This window comes from Flavobacterium panici (assembly GCF_903819335.1).
GTDB lineage: Bacteria > Bacteroidota > Bacteroidia > Flavobacteriales > Flavobacteriaceae > Flavobacterium > Flavobacterium panici.
Genome location: NZ_CAIJDE010000060.1, coordinates 44,675 through 70,157, shown reverse-complemented (window position 1 = coordinate 70,157; position 25,483 = coordinate 44,675). Strand labels below are relative to the sequence as shown.

At 32.9% G+C, this 25,483-nt stretch carries 19 protein-coding genes; 6 read left to right on the top strand and 13 right to left on the bottom strand.

The window, feature by feature from the left end:
• Window positions 1-248: 248 nt before the first annotated feature.
• Both FLAPXU55_RS19765 and FLAPXU55_RS19760 read right to left on the bottom strand, forming a co-directional pair.
• Window positions 249-2,021, bottom strand: coding sequence for a MutS-related protein (locus tag FLAPXU55_RS19765; RefSeq protein ID WP_180860566.1), 1,773 nt, complete (start codon window positions 2,019-2,021; stop codon window positions 249-251).
• 70 nt (window positions 2,022-2,091) lie between these two features.
• Window positions 2,092-2,925 carry a universal stress protein gene (locus FLAPXU55_RS19760; RefSeq protein ID WP_053472669.1) on the bottom strand — a complete coding sequence of 278 codons (834 nt, stop codon included), beginning with the start codon at window positions 2,923-2,925 and terminating at the stop codon, window positions 2,092-2,094.
• A gap of 183 nt (window positions 2,926-3,108) precedes the next feature.
• On the opposite strand from FLAPXU55_RS19760, the gene mnmE reads away from it, so the two are divergent.
• Complete coding sequence (gene mnmE / locus FLAPXU55_RS19755) at window positions 3,109-4,509, top strand: tRNA uridine-5-carboxymethylaminomethyl(34) synthesis GTPase MnmE (RefSeq protein ID WP_180860564.1); 1,401 nt, start codon at window positions 3,109-3,111, stop codon at window positions 4,507-4,509.
• Window positions 4,510-4,674: 165 nt separating this feature from the next.
• On the opposite strand, the gene FLAPXU55_RS19750 is transcribed toward mnmE, so the two are convergent.
• Window positions 4,675-4,989, bottom strand: coding sequence for a hypothetical protein (locus FLAPXU55_RS19750; RefSeq protein WP_180860562.1), 315 nt, complete (start codon window positions 4,987-4,989; stop codon window positions 4,675-4,677).
• A gap of 19 nt (window positions 4,990-5,008) precedes the next feature.
• The gene (locus FLAPXU55_RS19745) at window positions 5,009-5,353 is read right to left on the bottom strand and encodes a hypothetical protein (protein ID WP_180860560.1); all 345 of its coding nucleotides are present in this window, start codon (window positions 5,351-5,353) and stop codon (window positions 5,009-5,011) included.
• 738 nt (window positions 5,354-6,091) lie between these two features.
• Here FLAPXU55_RS19745 and FLAPXU55_RS19740 point away from each other — a divergent pair.
• The 4 genes from FLAPXU55_RS19740 (at window position 6,092) to FLAPXU55_RS19725 (ending at window position 10,101) form a co-directional block, all read left to right on the top strand.
• Entirely contained in the window at window positions 6,092-7,777 is a 1,686-nt protein-coding gene (locus tag FLAPXU55_RS19740; RefSeq protein ID WP_180860557.1) for a PAS domain-containing sensor histidine kinase, read from the top strand.
• A 10-nt stretch (window positions 7,778-7,787) separates the two neighbouring features.
• Complete coding sequence (locus FLAPXU55_RS19735) at window positions 7,788-8,228, top strand: response regulator (RefSeq protein WP_180860554.1); 441 nt, start codon at window positions 7,788-7,790, stop codon at window positions 8,226-8,228.
• 36 nt (window positions 8,229-8,264) lie between these two features.
• Complete coding sequence (locus FLAPXU55_RS19730; RefSeq protein WP_180860551.1) at window positions 8,265-9,512, top strand: hybrid sensor histidine kinase/response regulator; 1,248 nt, start codon at window positions 8,265-8,267, stop codon at window positions 9,510-9,512.
• Between the two features lie 106 nt (window positions 9,513-9,618).
• Window positions 9,619-10,101 (top strand): hypothetical protein, encoded by a 483-nt coding sequence (locus tag FLAPXU55_RS19725; RefSeq protein WP_180860549.1) that lies wholly within the window; start codon window positions 9,619-9,621, stop codon window positions 10,099-10,101.
• An 11-nt stretch (window positions 10,102-10,112) separates the two neighbouring features.
• On the opposite strand, the gene FLAPXU55_RS19720 is transcribed toward FLAPXU55_RS19725, so the two are convergent.
• The 9 genes from FLAPXU55_RS19720 to FLAPXU55_RS19680 form a co-directional block, all read right to left on the bottom strand.
• Window positions 10,113-11,501 carry an MATE family efflux transporter gene (locus FLAPXU55_RS19720; RefSeq protein WP_180860546.1) on the bottom strand — a complete coding sequence of 463 codons (1,389 nt, stop codon included), beginning with the start codon at window positions 11,499-11,501 and terminating at the stop codon, window positions 10,113-10,115.
• 241 nt (window positions 11,502-11,742) lie between these two features.
• Entirely contained in the window at window positions 11,743-13,545 is a 1,803-nt protein-coding gene (locus FLAPXU55_RS19715) for an IucA/IucC family protein (protein WP_180860543.1), read from the bottom strand.
• 16 nt (window positions 13,546-13,561) lie between these two features.
• Window positions 13,562-14,152, bottom strand: coding sequence for a GNAT family N-acetyltransferase (locus FLAPXU55_RS19710; RefSeq protein ID WP_180860541.1), 591 nt, complete (start codon window positions 14,150-14,152; stop codon window positions 13,562-13,564).
• 10 nt (window positions 14,153-14,162) lie between these two features.
• On the bottom strand, window positions 14,163-16,550 hold the full coding sequence (locus FLAPXU55_RS19705) for a GNAT family N-acetyltransferase (protein WP_180860538.1): 2,388 nt from the start codon (window positions 16,548-16,550) through the stop codon (window positions 14,163-14,165).
• Between the two features lie 217 nt (window positions 16,551-16,767).
• The gene (locus tag FLAPXU55_RS19700; protein WP_180860535.1) at window positions 16,768-17,883 is read right to left on the bottom strand and encodes a heparan-alpha-glucosaminide N-acetyltransferase domain-containing protein; all 1,116 of its coding nucleotides are present in this window, start codon (window positions 17,881-17,883) and stop codon (window positions 16,768-16,770) included.
• 2 nt (window positions 17,884-17,885) lie between these two features.
• Complete coding sequence (locus FLAPXU55_RS19695) at window positions 17,886-19,217, bottom strand: lysine N(6)-hydroxylase/L-ornithine N(5)-oxygenase family protein (RefSeq protein ID WP_180860532.1); 1,332 nt, start codon at window positions 19,215-19,217, stop codon at window positions 17,886-17,888.
• Between the two features lie 6 nt (window positions 19,218-19,223).
• Window positions 19,224-20,756, bottom strand: coding sequence for a pyridoxal phosphate-dependent decarboxylase family protein (locus tag FLAPXU55_RS19690; RefSeq protein WP_180860529.1), 1,533 nt, complete (start codon window positions 20,754-20,756; stop codon window positions 19,224-19,226).
• 171 nt (window positions 20,757-20,927) lie between these two features.
• A complete protein-coding gene (locus FLAPXU55_RS19685; protein ID WP_180860527.1) occupies window positions 20,928-21,554 on the bottom strand; it encodes a LuxR C-terminal-related transcriptional regulator in 627 nt (208 codons plus the stop codon).
• Between the two features lie 187 nt (window positions 21,555-21,741).
• On the bottom strand, window positions 21,742-24,129 hold the full coding sequence (locus FLAPXU55_RS19680) for a TonB-dependent receptor (protein ID WP_180860524.1): 2,388 nt from the start codon (window positions 24,127-24,129) through the stop codon (window positions 21,742-21,744).
• 561 nt (window positions 24,130-24,690) lie between these two features.
• Here FLAPXU55_RS19680 and FLAPXU55_RS19675 point away from each other — a divergent pair.
• Complete coding sequence (locus tag FLAPXU55_RS19675) at window positions 24,691-25,476, top strand: hypothetical protein (protein ID WP_180860521.1); 786 nt, start codon at window positions 24,691-24,693, stop codon at window positions 25,474-25,476.
• Window positions 25,477-25,483: the final 7 nt, after the last annotated feature.

Sequence of the window (25,483 nt, the reverse complement as noted above, 5' to 3'; positions counted from 1 at the left end):
TTTAACTATTATTTCAAAATTTGAAACAAAAACTTAATGTGTAGTTTTAACGCAAAGCACGCTAAGTTTTTTTTGCATATAAAATTTTATAAAAAAAGTTCGCAAAGCTTGGTGAGTACAAACCTTTGCGAACTTTTCATATTGTAAATACAAACTATTGCAAAAAAAACTTAGCGTGCTTTGCGTTAAAAAACATTCAGCTCGAATCTAAAATCTATATTCTAAAATCTATATTCTAAAATCTAAAATCATATAACTCCCATCTTCTGCATTAAAAAAGTCGCGCTTTTATTTTTACAGATTCCGCTGCGGAGTTTATAATCAAAATGAAGTTCATTATTTTGAATTTCGACTTCAAAACATTGATTCGTTAAAGTTTGAGGATATTCGTTAGTTGTTAAGCAGACTTCGATATCGTGTGTTGCTATGGCTCCAATTGCTTTTTTTGCAATTACTTTTTTAACCACTTCAATAGTTCCGTTACGTTTATCATCAGAATTTGTTCCTCTTAAAATTTCATCTAATAAAACAAAAGCAGGACCTTCTTCCAGGGCATCCATAATCTGTTTTAAACGCTTAATTTCTGCAAAGAAATATGATTCACTGTCCGCCAAAGAATCAGATAATCGCATTGAAACTAAAACTGGAAGTGGATGGATATTAGCTTTTGAAGCACAAACAACTGAACCGATTCCGCCAAGAACCATATTGATTCCTAAACTTCTTAAAAAAGTACTTTTTCCGGACATATTAGATCCGGTTAAAATCATAAAAGATTCCGGATAAAAATGAGTATCATTCCCTACTCTGGTCGCTGGATTTAATAACGGATGACCTAAATTTTCAAATCCAATTTTATATTCTGAATTGATTTCCGGAAAAACAAAATCTGCATTGTTGAACGCTAAATTTGCAAAACTATTTAAAGCTTCAAATTCTCCAATAATATTAATCCAGTTCTCCAGTTCATGAGCATAATCTTCTTTCCATTTTAAAAGCGCTTTTAAAACATGCAGGTTAAATAAAAATGATCCGTTAAAAACAATAGCCGTAACAAAATTGCTTATCGTATCCATTCTCGAGAACAGCTCTGACAATTGTTTTAAATGAGAACTTGCCGATATATTTTTAGAAACCAACTGTTTTTGTAATGCAATAAGTTTTTTAGATTCAAATTTTTCCAATTCTATTTTTTGAACTAATAAACTATAATGTTTAATTGTTTTATCAATATTATCTGCTTTGGCAATTTCAGATTGAATTCGTTTTAATGATCTTCCTAAAACAATCAAATTGAAAATAAAAATATAAGTCGCGTAAGATAAAAGTATTGCTTTTGAAGTAATAAAATAAGCAATTACAAAACCAAAAAATAATGCCGGAAGGATAATTGAAAGTGAAATTAAAACTTTAGATAAAGAATTATTTTTAAATGAAATCCAATGAATTAATGAGTCATAAGCACTTTTACTGTCAGTACTGACAATGGCAAGAGCTTCAAAATCCTGACGCCAGTCTATCTTCGTTTTTAATTCATTTATGGCTTCCTGATTTTCAAGAATAACTTCATTAGATGATAAGCTTAATAATTTATCTGCCAATGTCTTTTTACCGATAAAAACAGCGGTTCGATTTAAATTTTGAAATAAGGAATGTTCTCCAAAAATATCCAGATCATAAGCATATGGATGGTGAAAATCGTTGAATTCAATTCCGTTTTCAAAAGGAAGTTTTTCTCTTTTTAAATAGGATATTTCATCTTCATTGATTTTCAAAATAGCTTTTATCAATTCTCTTTTAAAAGATAATTTCGAATGAATTCGCATTAAAAAAAGAAAACCGGCAAAAGATAAAAAAGCAGTTACTGCATATCCAATTTCATTAGTTTTGATGTAATAAAACAACATAAACAAACAAAAAAATATGCTTAAAAGTCGCAGAAGACTTATGCTGTTGTACCTTTTGCTGGTTTGATTAAAAACTTTTGAATAATGTTCGACCTTGCTTAAATATATTTCCATTTTTTAAATTTAATGAAATACAAATATAGGTTTTACACTTCCAAAAAAGCTATTCATTTAAAGTAGAATTTTAATTCTCATGCATTATCAATACTGGAATAGAAACTTCTTTTGTGATTTTCTGACTAAAACCTGAATCAAAAATAGATTCAAGGAAAGATCGTTTATGCTTAATTGTAGTTAAGATATCGATGTCTTTAAAAAGTACAAAATCAAGAATTGTTTCTTTTACTTCATCGCTTGGCAACACCAGGAACTCTACATTTTCATTAGCAAATTCAGTCTGCCATTCTTTAATAGTCATATCAGTCACATCTGTACTTGAAGATCTAACATAAAGGCTTTTTACTTTTGCATCTGTTTTTTTAGCTATTTTAAGTACTTTTCTAAGTTCAGCTTTATCTTTTTCACGATATTTTGTCGTAAAACCAATGGTTTTAATTTTCTTGAATTTTGCATCAATAGGAACACATAAAACCGGAACTTTTACTTCTGAAATTACCGAATTTGTATTAGATCCGGTAAAGAATTTTGTCCAGTCAGAAACGCCTGTAGTTCCCATTATTACAAAATCAATTTCATCTTCTTCAACCGCATTTTTCAGGTTATAAACCAAGTCACCGTCCATCAGTCGGTGTTTAATTACAATGTTATCAAGATTACGTTCGGCTGCAATTGCACGAAGTTTTGGAATTTCATCCTTAAACATTTCAAATTTTGCCAATTCTATAGAACTGTATATTGATGCATAATTTTCTGGAAAAAACTGGCTGTCATAAACCGGAATCTCAAATGTATGCAATAAAATAAGTTCGGCTTTTACAACTTTTGCAAATTCTAAAGCATGTACAAACGCATTTGTAGCTGCTTCAGAAAAATCGGTAGGGAATAATATCTTTTTCATTTTATTTCAGATTATAGGTTTGTTACTCAAATTTAATCATTCTAAATCCAAAACAACCTGATAATTATCAGGAATTTAACAGTTAATGATTTCTTAAATAATTACCGTTTTCAACGTTTAAACAGGATAACTAACCTGTGATTAAGGCTTTAGATTTTTCTGCTTTTTTCTTACCTTTGTACCATGATAAATCAAGATTCTATAGTAGCATTAGCAACTCCATCTGGAGCCGGAGCTATTGCTATCATTCGTATTTCGGGCGCTGAAGCTATTTCAATAGGAAATTCTGTTTTTAAATCCATAAAAAACAAAGACTTAACAAAGCAAAAAACACATACGCTGCATTTGGGTCATATTATGGACAATGAAAAAACATTTGATGAAGTTTTAGTTTCTGTTTTTAAAGGACCAAACTCGTATACAGGCGAAGATACGATTGAAATTTCATGTCACGGATCTACTTATATTCAACAGCAGATTATTCAGTTATTATTGCGAAAAGGCTGCAGAATGGCTGATGCGGGAGAATTTACGCTAAGAGCTTTCTTAAACGGAAAACTGGATTTATCGCAGGCAGAAGCTGTTGCCGATTTAATTTCGTCTGATAATGAAGCGTCTCACCAAATTGCCATGCAGCAAATGCGCGGTGGTTTCAGCAATGAAATTGCCAAATTACGTGAAGAACTTTTGAATTTTGCTTCTTTAATTGAACTGGAATTAGACTTTGCAGAAGAAGATGTAGAATTTGCAGACAGAACGCAGTTTCATGAGTTATTAAATCGTATTGAATTTGTTTTAAAACGTTTAATTGATTCGTTTGCTGTTGGAAATGTTATTAAAAACGGAATCCCTGTTGCCATTGTGGGTGAACCAAATGTGGGTAAATCGACTTTATTGAATGCTTTATTAAATGAAGAACGCGCCATTGTTTCTGACATTGCCGGAACAACACGTGATACTATTGAAGATGAATTAGTTATTGGCGGAGTTGGTTTTAGATTTATCGATACGGCCGGAATCCGTGAAACTAAAGATGTTGTAGAAAGCATTGGAATCAAAAAAACTTTTGAAAAAATTGAACAGGCACAAGTTGTAATCTTCTTGTTTGATGGTTTCAAATTTCAGGTTTCAGGTTCTGACTATATTGTCGAAATTGAAAAAGTTAAAAATAAATATCCTCTAAAACCAATTTTGGTTGTTATAAATAAAGTTGACTTATTGAGTGAAAATGAAATTGATTTGATCAATAAAAAACTGGAAACTCTGGAATTAACGCTTTTAAAAATCTCTGCCAAAGAAAAAATTGGCGTTGAGGAATTGAAAGACAAATTACTATCTTTTGTAAATACCGGAGCTTTAAGAAACAACGAAACTATTGTCACAAATACAAGACATTATGATTCCTTATTAAAAGCTTTAGATGAAATACAAAAAGTAAAATTTGGTCTTGAAACCAATCTTTCAAGTGACTTAATTGCGCTTGATATTCGTGAGGCTTTATACCAATTTGGGCTTATTACAGGCCAGGTGTCAAATGATGAATTACTGGGGAATATTTTTGCTAATTTCTGCATCGGCAAATAGAGAAGCAAAATATCACAATATAAAAAAAAAAACGAGTTAAGTATTATTTATCAATAACTTAACTCGTTTTTTTTAATTCAATTTCCAGACTATTCTTTGAATAAATTTGTATCTCTTTTTCGTTATATTTATCGAGGAAATACTATATTTAATCACAGCTTTACATCAACTTTCAGCAATTCTTGAACTATAAAAATAGGATTTTAAATCATCTAAAATTTCTGTTCTGGATTTTGAAGCGTCTATCAATTTTAAGTTTGTGGTATCGTCAAAAAAAGAGATACAATCATGCAGGTATTTATTAGATAAAAAAAGCATCACATTTATTCCTTCTTTTTCCAATTTGAAAAAATCCATCAACTCTGTCTGATTATAAACAACAAATATACATCGTTGATAATCGGTCAATTTACTTTCATTGCATAATGAAAAAGAGTCCTGATAAAATTCAAATTTGTCTTTGAACTTTCTCTTAAACATTTTTAAAAATTCTTTTTTATTATCTTGTTCCAGGAATACCATCCATACCATTTTTTCCTGTACCCGAACCAGCTTCACCTGAAACTGCAAATCTCATCCATCTGTCAACATACCAGTAGTAATAACCTGGTGTAACATCATTCTGTTCCTTAATATTAAAAACCAGTAAACTATTACTTTTAGTTGGATCACCTTCTATTGGACCAAATTGAGTTGTTTTCTCTAAAGTAACCCTAGGAATCAAAATACCTTTGGTACTATTACCATATGGGTCTTTTTCATTAGTCGTGACCTCTAATTGGGCCGATGCATTTGGTGATTTAGTTCCAATACCAACCTGAGAACGGGCCGAGAAGGTAGCCAAAACAACAAATAAAGGGAGTAATCTATTTTTCATAACCTTTTAATTATTATGTGTTTAATTATTTTCTTAAGTCTTTAAAATTCAAACATCTAGATTTGAAGGTGCAAAGTTCTCTTGAAAATCAATTTATTTTTGCCCGTAAAAGTTTTTAAACTTATAGATTAGGGTATATATGAAAAAGGCTGTTAAATTTTAAAGGAAGAATTCCTATATAGCGAAAGGCTGCTAGTAAAAAATGAATCTGATAAAAACAAATCAAATTCTTGAATATCAGAATATTAATACAAAAATACGGAAAAGAATTGGTCTTTTTAAAAAAAATGAAACACGAGGATTAATACCGCAATCATTAAAATTCTTTAATTTAAATCATCTAATTTTAGAAAATTTGGATCTACTATTTATCCAAAATCGTGACAGCTCATTTATCAAAAGTATTGTTAACCTGCTGTAATTTTCTTTAGTATATATACTGACTAATTTATTATAAATGCTTATCTAATCTTTTTGTAAACTGAAGAAGTCAATGATTTTCAAAGTATTTCTACATTTTAATAACACCCTTTTATAGCTGTATATTAAGATAATTACTTGTATAACCGTTTTATTTACTTACATTCGTTTAATATCAAATTACTTCATTTATAATTCAAGACCACTAATCCAGATAATTATTAAAATATAGGTGCTTTTCCAGCAAATTACTGCCATTATTTTTCAAACAAAACATCGCTTTATATGAGCATTAAAGAAAAAAATGGTAATAAGGAAATTGTCCTTTCCCATAAAGAAATCCTTCAAAAAGGAAACCATCCAGCCAATAAAGACCATCTTACAGAAGAAAATCCGCTTCAGAAAATCAGGAAGTCAAAAAAAACAATCCATACTGCTATTGACAGCGGGGAACCTGCATTTCAAAAAAAACAAATAGAAACTCAAATCTTTGAGCTTAAAGAACAGCTTCATGCAAAAGAGCAGTATTTATTAAATTTAACCAATGCTATTAACACCACAAATGCAGCTGTAGAATTTGATATGGAGGGCAATATTTTGACTGCCAATAAAAATTTCCTGAAAATTATGGGATACACTGCAAAAGATTTACTGGGAAAACACCACAGTCTTTTAGTTGATTCCTCCTATTCAAAATCAAATGCATATCAGTTTTTCTGGAACGATCTAAAAAAGGGTATTTACCAAAAGGACGAATTTATCCTGACGGCGAAAAATGGCCAGTTGATATGGTTTTTAGGCAGTTATAATCCTATTTTTAATACGGAGTCAAAACCGTATAAAATCCTTAAAATAGCGACTGATATAACACTTGCAAAAACGCAGTTTTTACAATTGGCCGTTCAGGCAGAAGAGAAAGAAAAAAGATCATCTGAATTAATTATTGCTAATAAAGAACTGGCTTTTCAAAATAAAGAGAAAGAAAATCGGGCGGCAGAATTAATTATCGCAAATAAAGAATTAAAATTTCAGAATGAACAAAAAGAAAAACGGGCAAATGAGTTAATTGATGCCAATAAAGAACTGGCTATTCAAAGCAGGGAAAAGGAAAAACGTGCTGCTGAACTTATAATAGCCAATAAGAAACTTGCTTCTGAAAAGATTCTGAAAGAAAAAAGAAAATTGGAAAAGTTAAAAAGGGCGGCAGAATTGATTGTTAAAAACAAGGAACTTGCTTATCAGGAAAAACGAAGCAGTGAACTTACACTGGCTAATGACGAACTAAGAAAAGCTCAGGAAGAACTCGGGTCGTTCTCTTATTCCGTTTCCCATGATTTACGTGCTCCAATCCGGGCGATCAATGGTTATACACAAATCCTGATAGAGGATCATGCTGATTCAATAGATGATGATGGAAAAAAAATCATACAGGCTATAATTAATAATTCTAATAAGATGGGAATATTAATAGATGATTTACTTGCTTTTAGCAAATTAGGTCGTAAAGAAGTGTCTTCTGCCAATATAAATATGCTGGCACTTGTAAACGCGGTTATAAGTGAAATAACTGTTGAAAAAGGTGAAAATATCCCCATTTTTGAAATTGAAGAGCTTGCTCATTCAAATGGAGATCCGTCTTTAATTAAACAAGTTTGGATCAACTTAATCTCTAATGCCATTAAATATTCCAAATATAAACCAGAAATCAGGATTAAAATTACATCAACCTTTGAAAAGGATAAAATTATTTACAGTGTAAAAGACTGGGGCGCAGGATTCGATATGGCCTATTACGATAAATTGTTTGGCGTTTTCCAGCGTCTGCATTCACAAGATGAATTTGCAGGAACGGGTATTGGACTGGCTATCGTACAAAAAATAGTCAACCGCCATTCGGGAACAGTGTGGGCAGAATCAAAACTTGATGCAGGTGCTAATTTTTACTTTAGCCTGCCAAATATTAAACATTAAAAATATAAAAATGGATTACGAAGATATTGAAATTTTATTTGCCGAAGACAGTATAGAAGATGCCTTACTGACAGTACGTGCCCTTAATAAAAGCGGCTTTACCAACAAACTCCTGCATGTTAAAGATGGTGCTGAAGCACTTGATTTTTTATACTGCAGAGGAATTTATTCTGAAAGGAATCCAAAATTGCATCCAAAGCTTCTTCTTTTAGATTTAAAAATGCCAAAGATGTCCGGAATGCAGGTGCTTGAAAAAGTTAAAAGCGATGATATGCTTAAATCAATTCCGGTTGTCATTCTTACCTCTTCTCAAGAAGATCCTGATATTGCAAAATGCTACAGTCTTGGTGCCAACAGCTATATTGTAAAACCGGTAGACAGTAATAATTTCTTTAATGCAATAAAAGAACTTGGAATGTATTGGATGATATTGAGCCAGCCAGCCAATTAGGAATTTAAGTACTATACCGAACAACGATTCTCACAAATGAAAAAAGATATTAGAGCATTGATATTAGAAGACAATACATCTGATGCAGATTTATTAGTCCGCCACCTGACAAAATCAGGACTCACATTTGTGTCAAAAATCGTTGATTCAAAAAAAGTTTTTGAAGAATCTCTTGACACATTTTTACCGGATATTATATTATCAGATTATTCACTTCCTTCATTTGATGCTGTTTCTGCATTTAAAATGATAAAAAACAATAACCTTAATATACCTTTTATAATAATTTCGGGCACAATTGGAGAAGAGAATGCAGTCATGCTTATAAAAGAAGGTGTAACGGATTATGTATCTAAAAGTAATTTTTCATCGCTGATTCAAAAAATAATCCGTGCCTTGAAAGAAGCCGAAGAATTAATTCAGAAAGAAGAGCTTGTTGAAAAACTAAAAATACAGACTGCAGCATTGCTTAAAGCAAATAAGGAACTGGAACTTCAAAATGCGGAAAAGGAAAAAAGAGCAGTTGAATTACTCAATGTAAATAAAGAACTACTTGCCTTTAATTTTATATCCAGTCATGATTTGCAGGAACCACTGCGAAAAATTCAGACTTTCATTTCTATTATTATGGAAAAAGAGATGGAAACGATGACTGAAGCGGGAAAAAACAATTTAAAACGAATACATGTCTCCGCAACAAGAATGAGGCAGCTTATAGAAGATTTACTGAATTTTTCAAGAGTAAGTATTGTGGAACATCCCTATGAGATGAGTGATCTGAGTACTATTATAGAAGATGTAAAATCAGAACTTTCAGATACCTTATATCAAAAAAATGCTGTTTTTAATGTAAAGCAATTAATACCTGTATGTATAAGACCATTTCAATTTAGACAGCTTCTTTTTAATTTAATCAGCAACTCATTAAAATTCGCAATCCCAAATAGTGAACTACATATAACTATAGAATCCACTATTCTTAAATATAAGGAATTCAGCCTGCTTAATCTGCCCAATAGTCCGCAAGTATGCGATTATTGGAATTTTACTTTTAAGGATAACGGAATTGGCTTTGAACCACAATACAACCAGATTGTCTTTATTATATTTCAAAGACTCCATCATATTGAAGAATATTCAGGAACAGGAATTGGTCTTGCTATTGTAAAGAAAATTGTAGATAACCATAATGGAATTATTACAGCAAACGGTAATTTAAATGAGGGAGTTACATTTAATATCTATATTCCCATAAATAAGCAAAATCTTCAGCATCTTAATTAATTATTCCAATCATGATATCAAGATTTTATAAAAATACAAATGCTATTATGTAATATCCCAATTTTAAAATAAACTAAATTTGGGATGAATATTAAAAGATAAACTAATGAAAAATATATCCATACTCTTATTATCCATTCTCTTTTTTTCATGTCAGCAAAAAGAAACTAAAATCGATTCTGTCCAGACCTCAGATTCAATTGCTGCAAAAGATACCGTTGTTGTAAAGCAAAACAAAGAAGACAACAAACAAATTGGTGATACTATTTTCATGAATTTTAAGAATGAAAAAGATCTTTATATTGCTGAAGGCACTTTAGATTCTATTCATTCGAGAATATATGTGAAATTTAAAAATGAAGATTTAGGTGAATTGAATGGAAAGATTATCCCAGCCGGCGGAAAAGGAAATATTCGTTTCAATCAAATTATTTCTCCTGATAAAAGCTCAGACGGGCCTTTCGGAATGGATCTGAACACAAATCTTGAACAAAAAGGAAATTATATTTTGGTAATTGGACATTCGCAAATGGCTGATAATCCGTTTTATGGTAAATTCACTGTGCAGCTTGAGAATAAAAAGAAATAAATTAAATTTTCTTAAACCAAAATCTTCTTCCATTTTCCTTGTCGATAAACAAGTACACTCAAAATCGTAATCAATGTTTCGGCAGTTGGAATCGCGATAAAAACACCTGTTGGTCCCATTTTATAATGATGAACCAAAAGATACGCAAACGGAACCTGAAAAATCCAGAATCCTAAAATGTTGATCCAGGTTGGTGTCCAGGTATCTCCTGCTCCATTAAACGTATTGTTTAAAACCATTCCGAGACCGTAGAAAATAAAACCAACGCTTATAATCTGTAAAGCATTTACGGCGATCCTGATAATAATTGGGTCATTTGTAAAAAACGAAATCAGATAATGTGCACTGAAAAAGCAAACCAGCATAATAGATCCCATAAAAATCATATTGTATTTGGCGGTTTTATAAACGGCTTTTTCTGCCCTTCCTATTTCATTTGCACCCAAATTTTGTCCAACCAAAGTCGCAACGGCATTACTTAATCCCCAAGCGGGAAGAATGAAAAACATCATAATCCTGATTGCCGTTTGATAACCTGATGAAGCATAATCGCCACCCGTTACGGCAACCAAATTAGCCAGGAAAATCCAGCTGCAGGAAGCAATTACATATTGCAAAACTCCGGGAGTTGCCAGTTTTATAATCCCTTGAATTAATTTGTAATTCGGCAGGAAGTAATTCCATTTGATTTTTAAAATTCCCTGTCCGTAAAACAGGAAATAACATTGGTATAAAACACCAATTCCTCTTCCAATTGTGGTTGCAACAGCCGCGCCGGTAACGCCCATTGCGGGAATAAACCAAAATCCGTTAATGAGAATTGGACATAAAATGATATTCGAAATATTTGCAATCCATAAACTTTTCATGGCGATTATGGCATTTCCGGCACCTCTGAAAATTCCGTTAATCAGGAAAATCAGCATCACAAAAATACTTCCTGCCATCATGATTCTGGTATAATTTACGCCATAAACTACCGCAGGTGCAGAAGCGCCCATTAACAAGAGTATTTCTTTGGCAAAAATAAATCCTCCTAAACTGATAAATACATTTATGGCAATTGCAATTATAATGGCTTGTACACCAGATTTTGCAGCTTCTTGGGTTTGCTTTTCGCCAATACGCCTTGCGACAATTGCTGTTGTTGCAATACTGATTCCGATGGCAATCGAATAAATAATCGCAAAAACAGATTCTGTTAAACCAACAACCTGAATCGCATAATTGCTTTCTTTTAGATGTCCCACAAAATACAAATCGACCAAAGCAAAAACAGATTCCATCGCCATTTCCAGAACCATTGGAATGGAGAGAATCAGGATTCCTTTTCTAATGCTTCCTTTGGTGAAATCAAATGATTCTGCAGTATGTAATATTTTTTTTAAACGTTTGAACATAGTTTTTTTTATTGCCACTAAGGCGCAGGGCGCAAAGTTTTATTTTTAATATTTGTGATGTTATAATCTCGCGAAGTCGCGAAGCCGCAAAGTTTTTTAGCCCAATCTTGTCATTTCGACGAAGGAGAAATCTTCGCGAGAAGCTCTACAAAGATTGGATTCTCTCTGCGGAGTTACTTGCGGAGATTTCTCCTTCGTCGAAATGACAAAAACAACTTCGCGACTTTGCGAGAAATGACTTTTATAATGCTGGAACTGACTTTAGTTTTTTGCTAAATACAGTAATAGGATTTGTCAATTTCCCAACAAACTGAAGACTGTCAATAGGATCTGCTAAATCTAACATTTGTTTATTGTTTCGCAATTGCAAACGGTTTAGGCAGCACGAATCGAATTCAGAAACAAACAAATTGTATTTTTTAAATTGTTCCTGCAAATGTGGATGTGCTGACTGATATTCGTGAATGCAATCGGCAACGGCAGACCAGAAATCTTCTTCGGAAAGTGTTTTGGTTTCGGATAAAATGGCGGAAAGAAAACGGAAATAAAACTGAAAAATATCATTAAAAATGCAAAGAATTTTCAACGGTTCTTTCATATCGATATGAATACGTTTTGCTTTTTCGGGCAGCGGAATTTCTCCATTAAAAAGCATCACTTCTTCGGTAATATCTTTCATTATTGCTTTTACCGGAATATGATTTTCTAAGACTAAAATCAGGTTTTCGCCGTGTGGCATAAAAACCATTTCGTGCTCGTAAAAACAATGTAATAAAGGTGAAAGATAAGCTTCTAAATAATGGCTGATCCACGCTTTTGCGCTGATTCCCGACTTTTGAATCAATTCTGATACAAAGGCATTTCCGGATTGATCAACGTGCAATAAAGCCGCCATTGTCATAATATCCTGTCCTTTTTCTAATTTCGGAATCGGGCTTTCGCGCCATAATGCAGCCAGCATTTTATTATGCGAAATACTTCGGCCTAAAGGTTCGTACAAGAAATTGCGATAACCAATTGTTGCGACTTCACCTAAAAGTGTAAAACCTTTTTGCTGTAAATAGGAATCATTTTCAACTAAATCTGCAACCCATTTCGTAATTGCCGGCGTACTTTCCATATAATAAGGAGAAAGTCCGCGCATGAATCCCATGTTGATTACCGAAAGTGCCGTTTTTGCATAAAATTTCTCCGGTGATGAAGTATTAAAAAAAGTTCGAATCGATTGTTGTGCCGAATATTCGTCATCGCTATAACCCAGACAAATCAAATGATTTTCGGCAATATCGGGCGCAAAAATCAAAGCGAGTTTATTGAACCATTGCCACGGATGTACGGGAAAGAAATAATAATCGTCAATATTCAAATCCTGAGATTTAAGTACATTTTTAAACAATGCAATGTCTTCAGCAGACAATTCCTGTTCCAATACTTTTTGATAATTTAATGTTTCAATGGCTGTAAAAGTGGCTTTGCTCCTATGTCCGGCAATCCATAATAATTTTACAGGCGCATTGGCTTCCGGAGAAAAAGTCTCAAAATCATCAATATTGAAACCATTTTTACCGCTGTTCGCTACAAAACACGGATGTCCTTCGGTCATGGCGTGTTCGATTTTTTGATAATCGAGTTCTAATAAATTTTTCGAGGTATATTTTTCATTTGCAATTTTATACGCCGTGCTGTATAACGTACTGGTGATTTCTTCTAAATACATTGGCAATAAGCTTTCGCTGATACCTAAAGTGTCTTTAAACTCGATAATAAATTCTAACAAACGTAAAGATGATTTTTTTCCTTCAATTGTCTTTTGTATAGAATCTACAGCAATTGACCAGTGATTTAAAGCTAAAATATTGGCTTCAAAAGTATATTCGACTTTTTTATCGGGCGAAGAAATACTGTATGACTTTGAAGCTTTTTTTATTGGAACAATCAATAATTCGTGTGCAAATTCGCTTAGCGTTTTCTTTAGTAAAATAGCATTCGCTTTGTCCCAATTCTCTTTCGTTAAATGCTGTATATTTTGGGTTGGTATTTTCATTTGTATCAAATTAAACCTATTGTAAAGCTTTGTAATAATCCTCGCGCGTACAAAATTCGAGATGTGCTTGTTTGTGCGGTAAATCGAGAACACGCTGAAAAACAAATCCAGCCCTTTTATTCAGCAAATGAATTTTATGATTTCTTGCATCGGGTTCAACCACAATACGTTGATTTTTTCCATTACTGAAAATAAAATCAAGAATCACGGTAAAAATATTCCAGGTAAAATTGGGAATTGGTTTTTCTGACGGTGCGACCAAGATATGCATACCTTTATCGCCTTTTTGCGATTCGTAATATTTACCTACAATATCATCTTCAGGATTATAACATTCCAGTAAAAAGGCAACATTGTTATTGAATTTTCCAATATAAACCTGCGCCTTTTCCTGAATATTATAGTAGGTATTTTTTACTTCTTCTACAGAAAATCCATTCATTTCCCAATAAACGGCGTATTCACGATTTACCCAATTGTGAATCAGCGGAATATCAAGTTCCATGTCAAGCGGGCGCAGCTCAAAAACGCCTAAACCTGGAATTGTTTTTACAAAAACAACGTCGTTTGCAACATCATTTTCAGGATGAGTTATTATACTATTCATCTTTAAGGAATTAGGCTATTATTTTTTTATACGGAGCAATTGGATTTTGCAATTTTCCCTGAAATTGTAACAACGCCACAGGATCATCAAGATCGATCATGGTTTTGTTATTATTCAACTGTAAACGGTTCAGGCAAGACAACTGAAATTCATTTGCAAATAAATCGTATTGCTCGAATTTTGCTTCCAGATGCGGGTTTTGTTCCTGATAATCAGAGATACATTCTGTCACTAATTCCCAATAACGATCTTCAGAATAATTATCACTCGAAACCAAAATTGCAGACATGAAACGGAAAAATCCATCAAAAACATCAATAAAAATGGAAAGTAATTTTACATCTTCAGGAACTTCAGCATAAATTCGGTCAATGTTTTTCGGAACAACAACATCAGGATTCAGGATCACGGCCTCTTCGGTAATGTCTTTCATGAAAGAGCGCACCGGAACATGATTTTCTAATCCTAAAATAAGGTTTTCGCCGTGCGGCATAAAAACCAAATCATATTGGTAAAAACAATGTAATAAAGGACTCAGATAAACTTTGAAATATTCGGCAAGCCAATTGTCTATTGATAATCCCGAAGCTTTTATAATTTCAGATAACAACGAATTTCCATCTTTATCTAAATGTAAAAATGCTGCCATTGTCATTAATTGTTCATCATTTTTGAGTTTTGCAACTGGGCTTTCTCTCCATAAAGAAGCAATCATTTTATTGTACGGATTGTGTTTTCCGAAGCTTTCAAAATATGGATTGATGTAACTTACAGAAGCCACTTCGCCCAACATTCCGAAACCTACTTTTTGCAGATATTGATCTCCGCTTAATAATTGATCTAACCATTCTGCCATTTCCGGCGCTGTTCCTAAATAAAAAACCGGTAAACCTCGCATAAAGCCCATATTAAGGATAGAAAGCGATGTTTTGGTATATAATTTTTTAGGATTGCTTAAGTTAAATAAAGTTCTAATGGATTGCTGTGCCTGATACAAATCGGGTCCGTAACCTACACAAATCAGTTTTTGTTTAGCAATTTCAGGCGAAAACAAATTAGCTAGTTTATTGAACCATTGCCACGGATGCACGGGAATAAAGAAATAATCGTTTGGATTTTGTCCTTTTTCTGAAATTGTAGCATTGAACTTTGCAATTGTTTCTGCTCCTAATTCTTGTTGAATTAATGTATCGTAATCCAGTTTTTGAGTTCCGGCGTAAACGGTTCTGTCGCGGTGTCCGGCAAGCCATAAAATCCTAAATGGGTTTCCAGCTTCGGGCGCGTAGGCTTTGTAATCCATGCTGTTGTAACCAATTCTTCCGTTATTGGCAACAAAACCCGGATGACCTTCCATCATGGCTTGTTCAATGGTTTGGAAATCAGAATTGGCAAGCGATTTTGAAGTCGAATTTTCTTTTAACAATTTGTAACAGCTTCCGTAAAGTGTGCTGATAATTTCTTCCAGATAAGACGGAATCAATTGTTCTGAAATTCCTAAACTGGTTTTGAATTCCTGAATAAAATCTACTGCATCTAAAGCTATTAATTTCTCATTTTTATATTTTGAAATTGAATTGACTTCAATATTCAAATGATTCATTGCCAATAATTCTGCTTCAAAAGTATATTTAATCGAATTGTCATCAGAAAGCAACGAATATGTATTTCCAGATTCTAATGTTGGTTTTATTAAAAGTTCGTGCGAGAACTCACAAATCGCTTTTTTCACCAATAAACGATTGGCTTTTTCCCAAACTTCGGGCTGAATATGTGTAATGGCTTTTTCCGGAAATTCTAATTGATTTTCGTTATTCATTTCGGTATAATTGAGGTTAAATGAATCTATTTTTTTGATGAATTGCTCTCTTGTACAAAAAGCCAATAATGCGGTTTTATGTGGTAAATTGACAACATCAGCATCTTCAAAACCTACACGGTGACAGATATCGAACATTTTTTTGTTTCGAATGTCCGGCTCGACTAATATTCTTTCGATGGTAAGATCCCTGAAAATAAATTTCATAATGCTCGAAAAAATATGCCATGTAAACTGATGCACCGGTTTTGTTGATGGCGCTACAATAATATGAATGCCGCAATCGTAATCCTGAACGGTATAATAGTTTCCGATAATATCTTGTTTTGGATTGTAGCGTTCTAATAAAAACGAAATTTCTCCATTAACAAGTCCGATAAAAACATCCGATTCTTTGGTTATTTTTTCATATTCTAAACGAACTTCTTCCAGATTTTTTCCCTGCATGCCCCAATATTGTGCATAATTACGATTGACCCAATCATGAATTATTACAGCGTCGTTTTCCAGTTCCAAAGGGCGAAAATCTATCACTCCAAAATCCGGAATTGTGGTTGAATAGATAGGTTTATATGTGCTCATTTGATTTTAGATTTTAGGTTGTTGATTTTAGATTTTAATCATTGCGTGTAATTTAAACACATAGAAACATAGTTTTCATAGCTTAAAAAGGCGTTTCACTTTAAATAAAACACATAGCTATGTGAAAAAATCTAGATTTTCTAAAACATGCTTCAATCTTAATAAAAAGAAATCTATGTTTCTATGTGTTTAAATAAATTACGTCCAATTTTTGATTCTAACTATTTACAATTAATTCATTGCTGTCTTTATTGCTCCATTTGGTTTTAAAAAGTGTTTTGATTCCATTATAAATCAACTGAATACTTATACTTGTGGCAATTACAACTGGGAATAAACTTAAAACAAACCATTGATCGTGTTCCCAAAAACCTAAAACATACATGCCCCAATTGATCAAAACCCATTGAATTACGTATAAACTTGTTACGTGTTTACTGCAGAAAGTCAATAAATTAAACACTGGATTGTTTTCGTTAAACAGCTTTACAATGATGTTCACAAACCAATATAAAACAAGGTTTGTTCCGAGTAATAAAATGCTTCCGCCAGGTCCTAAATGGTAATAATCTCCAAAATGATATTCTGGATTTGAGAAGTTTAGAATTCCGCCAACGGCGATAAAAGCTAAACCTACGAATAACATTTTCTTAAAAAATACTTCCTGATTTTCGTTGAGTTCTTTGTACCATCTTCCCAAAAACATGCCGATTAAAATGAAAGCGCTCCACGGGAAAACAGGAAAATAAACATTAAACTGATTGCTGAAAAGTAAATCGCAGATATAATCTATGCCCAAGATTCCGACTCTGAAACCGCTTAATTCTTTAGAAATCGAAATGATTGCTATAGCTACGATTAACGGAACATATTTGCTTTTGCTAAAATGATTTATAAGCCCCATAATAAACAAAGTGATTCCGGCCAATTGCAAAATATCACCTAAAAGCAAAAAGAAAATTCCTGTTTCTAATGTTCCCGATTGCAAGCCATAAGCCGAAATAAAAGCTTCGGGAAGTCCGCCAAAAATAAATTCAGGAACCAGAAATTTTAAAATATTCATTCCGTAACCAACAGCCAGAATGTATAAAGCCCTTTTGCAAACGGCCAGAAAACTTTGTCTTCTTGATAGTACAAAAGAAATTCCCATACTGACCAAAAACATAGTTGTGCCGCGGCCTAACCATAAAATAATTTCTCCTAAAACAGTGTTGGTTTGTGTGGCGATTGTACCATAAATAAGCATGGTGTGCACCATCATCATTAAGATTACACTTGTTCCTCTGGCAAAATCTATTGCCAAAACTCTCTTTTTTTGTTGTTCTGCTTCCATAATTATGCGATAGTTTCAAATGCCGGAGATTCAATCACTTCTGCTGCGGGAACACCAAATTCCTGAAAAGCAATTTTGGTTTCTACAGCATAATGCTCCACTCCGGTAATTTCTTTAATGATGTATGAGTTTCGGTAACAAGCCATTCCTAAATCGGGTGTTACAAAACCATGTGTATGTAATTCAGCGTTTTGTACAAAAACTTCGTTCCCATTATTGTCAATTGAGTAATTTCTGTTCGTTGCAAAACGACCTTTTTCGTCCCATTGAATTCGGTTCGCAATTCCTTCTAAAAACTGAGGCAATTTGTAGCCGTAACCTGTTGCCAAAACCAATGCATCGGTTTTGTGGCGGTATCTTTTATCTTGTTCCACCTGATGCAATTCCAACTCAAAAGATTGGTTTATTTCATCGTAAGTTCCTTTAGTACAAGCCGCATTTGTTCTTAAATTCACATCAATCTCCGTAATTACTTTTTTACTGTAAATAGTATCAAAAATTGTGGCAATTAGATCTTTATTAATTCCTTTGTATAATAATTTCTGATTCTTCAACAAATGATCTCTTTTGTCTGATGGAAGATTGTAGAAATAATCTACGTATTCTGGAGAAGTCATTTCGAGCGTTAACTTGCTGTAATCCATTGGAAAAAATCTTGACGATCTTGTAATCCAGTTTAACTGATATCCGTAAACATCTATTTCCTGTAATAAATCGTTGAAAACTTCGGCAGCACTTTGTCCGCTTCCTAAAACCGTGATTGATTTTTGTTTTTGAAGTGAAGCTTTATTTTGGATATAAGCTGAGGAATGAATTGCTTTTCCTTTTAAAGATTGACAAGATTTTGGAATATGCGGTGCTGTTCCGGTTCCTAAAACAATCTTTTTGGTTTTGTAAATTGTCGCAGCATTTGTTTTTGTAGAAAGTGTAGTTACAATATAAAGCTGCTGATTTTCATCGTATTCAATTCTTGTAACTTCAGTATTAAAATGAATATTGGGTAACTTTTTAATCGCCCATTGACAATATTGGTTGTATTCATTTCTCAGTAACAAGAAATTTTCACGAATGTAAAAGGAATACATTTTTCCTTGTTCTTTGATGTAATTCAAAAAACTAAACGGACTCGTTGGGTCTGCTAAAGTCACTAAATCTGCCAGAAACGGAATTTGTAATGTTGTGTCTTGCAGCAACATTCCTGGATGCCAGTTGAAGGATTCATTTTTATCGAAAAATAATCCGTTCAAATTTTCAATTGGTGCTGTTAAACAAGCCAGACTTAAATTGAAAGGCCCTACTCCAACGGCTATGAAATCGTATATTTTGTTTTGCATTTTATTTTAATTTTTTAATGAATATTCATTTCCGTGATATACAATCAAATCGATGATTTCTTCAATATCTTTTGGGGTTGTTAACGGGTTTAATAAAGTGAATTTCAAGAACACTTCGTTGTAGACTTTTGTGCTGGTAATTATGGCTTTACCTTCGTTAAAAATAGCTTTACGAATATAACTGTTGATGCCGCAATACGAATTTCCGTTTCCTGTAAAAGGTGTATAACGAAAGACAATAGCACTGATTTCAGGTTTATGAATGATTTCGAAATCTTCTCTGTTTCTTAGTAAATCTGCAGTAAATTGAGCGTTTGAGATTGCTTTTTCCATATAAGAACTCAAACCTTCCGTTCCTATCATTCTCAGCGTAAACCACAATTTTAAGGCATCAAAACGGCGTGTCGTTTGAATTGATTTTTTTACCATGTTTGGAATTCCTTCGTCTTCCTGTTCTTTAGAGTTCAGATAATCAGCGTGGTATTTGATATAATCTACAAATGATTTATCTCTCATAAAAAAACCGCTTGAACTTACGGGCTGATAAAAAGTTTTGTGATAATCGATTGTCACAGAATCTGATAATTCGATTCCGCTTAATTTTTCTTTATGAAGATTGCTGATTAATAATCCGCCGCCATAAGCCGCATCAACGTGAAACCAAATATCGTTTTCATTGGCAACTGAAGCAATTTCTGCCAATGGATCTATAGAACCAAAATCTGTTGTTCCGGCTGTTCCTACAATCGCAATTGGAATATTTCCTAAATCTTTTTGCTGCTGAATCACCTTTTTTAAAGCACTTGTATTCATTTTAAAATCAGGATCTACAGCAACAGGAATCACAGCATTTTGTCCTAAACCTAAAAGACTTAGATTTTTCTTTAAACTAAAGTGGCTAACTTCTGAACATAAAACCCTGAATTTTGAAGCTTCAGGAGGAAGTCCGTCCATTTTCGGATCAATTCCGAAATGTTTTTTGATGTAATGATCTCTCGCCAAAAGTAATCCCATCATGTTAGATTGCGTTCCGCCGCTGGTAAAAATTCCGTCGGCATTTTCAGGATAACCCAGTTTATCAAGCGTCCATTCCACTAATTTTAATTCGATGAAAGTCGCCCCAGTACTTTGATCGTACGTATCCATCGAAGAATTTAAAGATGATACAAAAGCTTCAGCCACAAGTGTTGGCGTTAGAATGGGGCAATTAAGATGTGCTATGTATTTGGGATTGTGAAAATGAATACAATCATCTAAATAAATATCTTTTAATTCATCCAGAACATAATCCAGGCTTTTTCCTCTCTTATTTTCTTCAAGATAAATGTTGTCGATTCTTTGCTTAATTGTCGAAATACTGGTTCCGGTAAATGGTGTATCTCTTTCTTTTAAATGATTTCCAATTGTTTTAATGGCCTTTTTCATGCTTTTCTTATAAATCCCGATTGATTTATTGTTGTTAGAAAAAACATGTTTATCGTGCGCATTTTCAATTATGACTTCTTGCAGTATTGTTTCTAATTTTTCTTGTGCCTCCATTGTGGTATTTATTTAGATTGATTCTAAAGAATAATTTTCACAAATGTAGATTTGTACGAAAATTAAATCAATACCATAAAAAAGGGAAAATTATTTCTATAATTGAGGTAGTTAAAATACCTCAATTATAGTAGGAAACAAAGCATAAGATATTTTTAAATAATACGAAAATTACTTTATTTTTTTCTCTAATGCATAAAGTATTAGTTCAGGAGTTGTATGCCTGCCTGTTTTTTTCATGATGTTTTTTCGATGTGTCCTGAAGGTATGAATGCTGATAAAAAGCTGCGAAGCGATACTTTTTCCGTTGTTTCCCTGCGCTATTTTTTTTAGGATTTCAAACTCTCTTAGTGTCAGTTTTTCATCACTTTGGGAAGTTGGCAGAGCAAAAACATCAATAAATGTATTTAAGGTTTTGTGACATATATAACGTTCTCCGTGCTGAATTTTATATAAGGCATCAAAAATGGTTTGTTCTTCACAATCTTTTGATATGAAGCCGTTTATGTTATCTTTTAAGAAGCTGTCAATGGTTTGTTTATTCTTAAAATACGAAAGGATTATTATTTTGCATTTGGGATAATTTGATTTAATAATCCTGAGATCATCATCATAAAACAAAAAGATATTATTGGGATCAATAATCAAACATTCTATATTATTTTTATCCAAACACTTAAACAATTCTTCTCTTGAATTTGCCACTTTTAAACTGGGTGTTTTTACCAGCTTTTTAAGTGTGTGCCTCAGTCCAATTATGTGTAGGTTTTCGGAATCGGCCAAAAGGAAATTTTTCATTTTTACTATTTAGATTTAGTCTAAACAAAAGTAATATAAAAATGAATATTATGCATCTATTAAATGTAAAAAAATAGTTTTTTTCTTATAATCATAATAGTTTTTTGTGATAAGCTGAATGTACTAAAACAAAAAAAGCCCGGACATTGTCCGGGCTTCTTTACTATTATTTTGCTTTTAAATTCGCTTAGAATTTATACGCTATGCTTCCCATTAATGTACGTGGAGCCTGAACGTTTATTGTTGAATAACCATTAAAGTATAATTCGTCTGTAAGGTTATTTACTTTTAATGATACTCTGTATTTAGGCTGATCGTAATACAATGCAGCATTTACTACAGAATATGAAGGAAGTTCAAAAGTTTCAGTTGGTCCAGCATTGTAAACGTATGTAGCATCTCCATAGTTACCACCAAATCCTAAACCTAATCCTTTTAGTTTTGTTGTTTGAAGGTTGTAGCTAAACCAGTAGTTGATTAAATTTTCCGGCCCAGCAGTTATAGGTCTTAGATCATTTAACTCAGAATCATTTTTTGCATAACCCACAAGTAAGTTTAATCCAGGGATTGGGTTTGCTGTAATTTCTAATTCAAAACCTTTACTAAATTGTGTCCCGTTTTGTATGCTTGCATTTGGTAAGCTTGGGTCAGAAGTTACGATATCTTTTACTTTGATGTTATAGTAACTAATTGTAGCACTTAGTTTATTTTGGAAAGCATTTGCTTTAACACCAAACTCAAACTGGTTTGCTCTTTCAGGGTCAAATTGTTTCAATACAAGAGAACCTCCTTCATTTGCACTTGCAAATCCAACGTTTTTAAAACTATTTTGGTAGTTACCAAATACTGATAACTGATCTTTTAAGATTTGAAAAACAGCACCAAATTTTGGCGAGAATGCATTTTGAGAAAATTTGCCAGCCTCTGTACCTGAAAGAGGGTCAAATGATCCTTGATTTTCAAAATGATCAAAACGTACTGCTGCCGAAAGAATTAATCTTTCTGTAATGTTAATGGCATCTGCAACATACGCACTGTAAGTTGTTACCGCGCTGTTGCTGGTATATGGATCATTATCATTTCCAGAAATCCTATTCCTTACATTTGTTGGATTAAAGTCATAATAATTAGCTGCAGTTCCTGTATAATTGATTACATCATACGCAGCATAATTTTTGATATTTTTGAATACTAAATTATTTGAACCGTAATAAATATCACCACCTACTAAAAAGCGGTTTCTCATGGATCCAATGTTGAAATCACCATTAAAGTTTTGTTGGAATTCGATAGCATTATCTCTACCATTTGCATCCCATGCATTTCTTGATAATTGTTGGTTTGGTAAAAGGTAAAACCATGTTTGCAAACCAGTTGCTTTATTAGAACTGCTGCTAAATACAGTTTGTGAAGTCCATTTTTCAGACATTTGGTATAAAGCCTGTGCAAAAACATTTAATGTTTTAGTATTCATCACAAATTCGTCTCCTAAAAATGATCTTTTAAAGTTGATGTCAAGATCTTTAGCATTGCTTATTCCTAACTGAGATGGAGCTGCACCAAAATAAATTAGAGGCATACCCGAGTTATCCTGGTTTCCTATTTCTGCATCAATAGAAATGGTAAGTTTATCATTTACTTTATAAGAGAAAGATGGTGCTACAAAAAAGCTTTTTGAGTAACCGAAATCCTGAAAAGTATTGGCATTTCCAAAAGCAGCATTTAATCTGAATAAAGCTGTATTGTCGTCGTTGATCGGAGTATTAACATCAGCAGTTAAACGGTTAAAACCATAGCTTCCGTTTTGATAAGATACTTCTCCAGCAAAAGTTTCAAAAGGTTTTTTAGTCACACGGTTGATTAATCCTCCGTATGAAGAAACTACGTTTCCAAAAAGTGTAGCCGATGGCCCTTTTATAACTTCAATTCTTTCAAGGTTAACAGCATCTGTATTACTGTTTACTTTTCCCGCAAGACCGTTTCTTACCAAACTCTGTGTAGTAAATCCACGAAGTGAATACCAAGATGCTCCGTCACCTGCACGGTTAGTAGCTGCCCATAATTGGTATAAACCCGGAACGTTTTTTAAAGCCTCGTCCTGGTTTGTTACTAACTGGTCTTTAATTAATTCTTTAGTTACAACATTGTAAACTTGTGAGTTTTCAAGGTTTTTAACAGACATTCTAGATACATACTGACTTTCTGCTTTAGTATACTTGTTTGCATTTCCTTTAACAAATACTTCGGTCAAGGCTTCAGATGTAGTTATCAATGTAAAGTTTACCAAAAGTTCTTTTCCTGCTGTAACAGTAATGATTTCTTCTTTAGGTGAAAACCCTACTACAGAAGCCTTTAGTGTATAATTACCCGGTCTAATGTTTTTGATTTCGTAGTTTCCCTGAGCATCAGTAACGGTTCCAATCTTTGTTCCTTTTAAAGTTACAGAGATATTATCGGCAATTTCATCATTCGATAATGAAACCGTACCTCTAATTGTACCTGTCTGTGCAAATGAAGCAGCGCCCATAAGCAGCATAAAACAGCTCAATAGCGGAAGTAGTATTTTTACTTTCATGTTATTTAGAATTATTTTTAATAGCGCAAATTTATGTGTTGTGTTAAAACAAACCAAATTATTTGTATTTATTCCAAATAATAATAACATAAATAGATTTTACTGTTTATTTGTCAATTTTTTAAACATAAAAAAGAAGAATCTCTTTTTTTTAACGAAAATCGGCCAATTAATTAATGTATAAAAAACACGTTTGCGAAAGATTATTCGACTATTTTGAAGTATTTATGTCCTTATTTTATCCTGAATCATGCGGTGCAATAATCTGTGGGATTTTAGGTTAAAAAAAGGGTGTTTATACCCTTTTTTCATTTCTTATATTGTGATAAATTTGATCCGTATTTACATAATACGCTTACAATCAGTAAATTATTTATTCTCATACGCACCTACAAAGAGAATATTCTACATGCCTTCTTTTTACTATCTGCTTAATTATTTCGTATGCCTTTGCATGAATCAGGCAGCATAACGTATTCATTGCCCTGCCCTTTTATTTATAAAACTTTTGAAATTAAAATAACTATATCAAATGAATTAATAAATTAAAAACCAACGATTATGAGTTCAATAGTACCACCAGACAAGAAGGCTAATTATGAAAAATTATTTGCTTCCTGCATTATCAGAGAGGCTAAATATCCTGAAATTGATAAACTAGTTGAGAAAATGGCTTTGAATAAAGCGAGATATCAAGCTGTGGGAGATCCGTTAAACATTCCCTGGTATGTCATTGCAATAATACATTGCATGGAAGCTAGTTTAAGGTTTGATACTCATTTACATAATGGCGATCCGCTTACCAAACGTACCGTTCAGGTTCCTGCTGGACGTCCAAAAACAGGAAATCCTCCTTTTACGTGGGAATTTAGTGCTAATGATGCTTTAGTTTTTGACAAATTAAACTTATGGACGAATTGGGAAATTGCCGGAATCCTCTATAAACTGGAATTATTTAATGGTTTAGGTTATTATAGACAAGGTATTAATTCGCCTTATTTATGGAGTTATTCGAATCATTATACAAAAGGGAAGTATGTTAAAGACGGAAAATATGATCCGAATGCAGTTTCTAAACAATGCGGTGCTGCGGTATTGCTGCGACGTTTGAGTGAGCAAAAACTCATAACACTTCCAAATGGTCATATTGTAGAACAAATACTGGCACAGGGCAATAAAACTGCTTATTATTCTGGAACTGTTACCAACGAAGCTAAAGAGCTGCAAATACTGCTTAATAAAGCCGGAAGTATATTAAGAGTCGACGGAAAAGCAGGTGAAAGAACCTCATCAGAGTATTTTAAATTCAGTAAAACGTATTTAAAAGGAGATCCTAGAACAGCTTGATATTTTA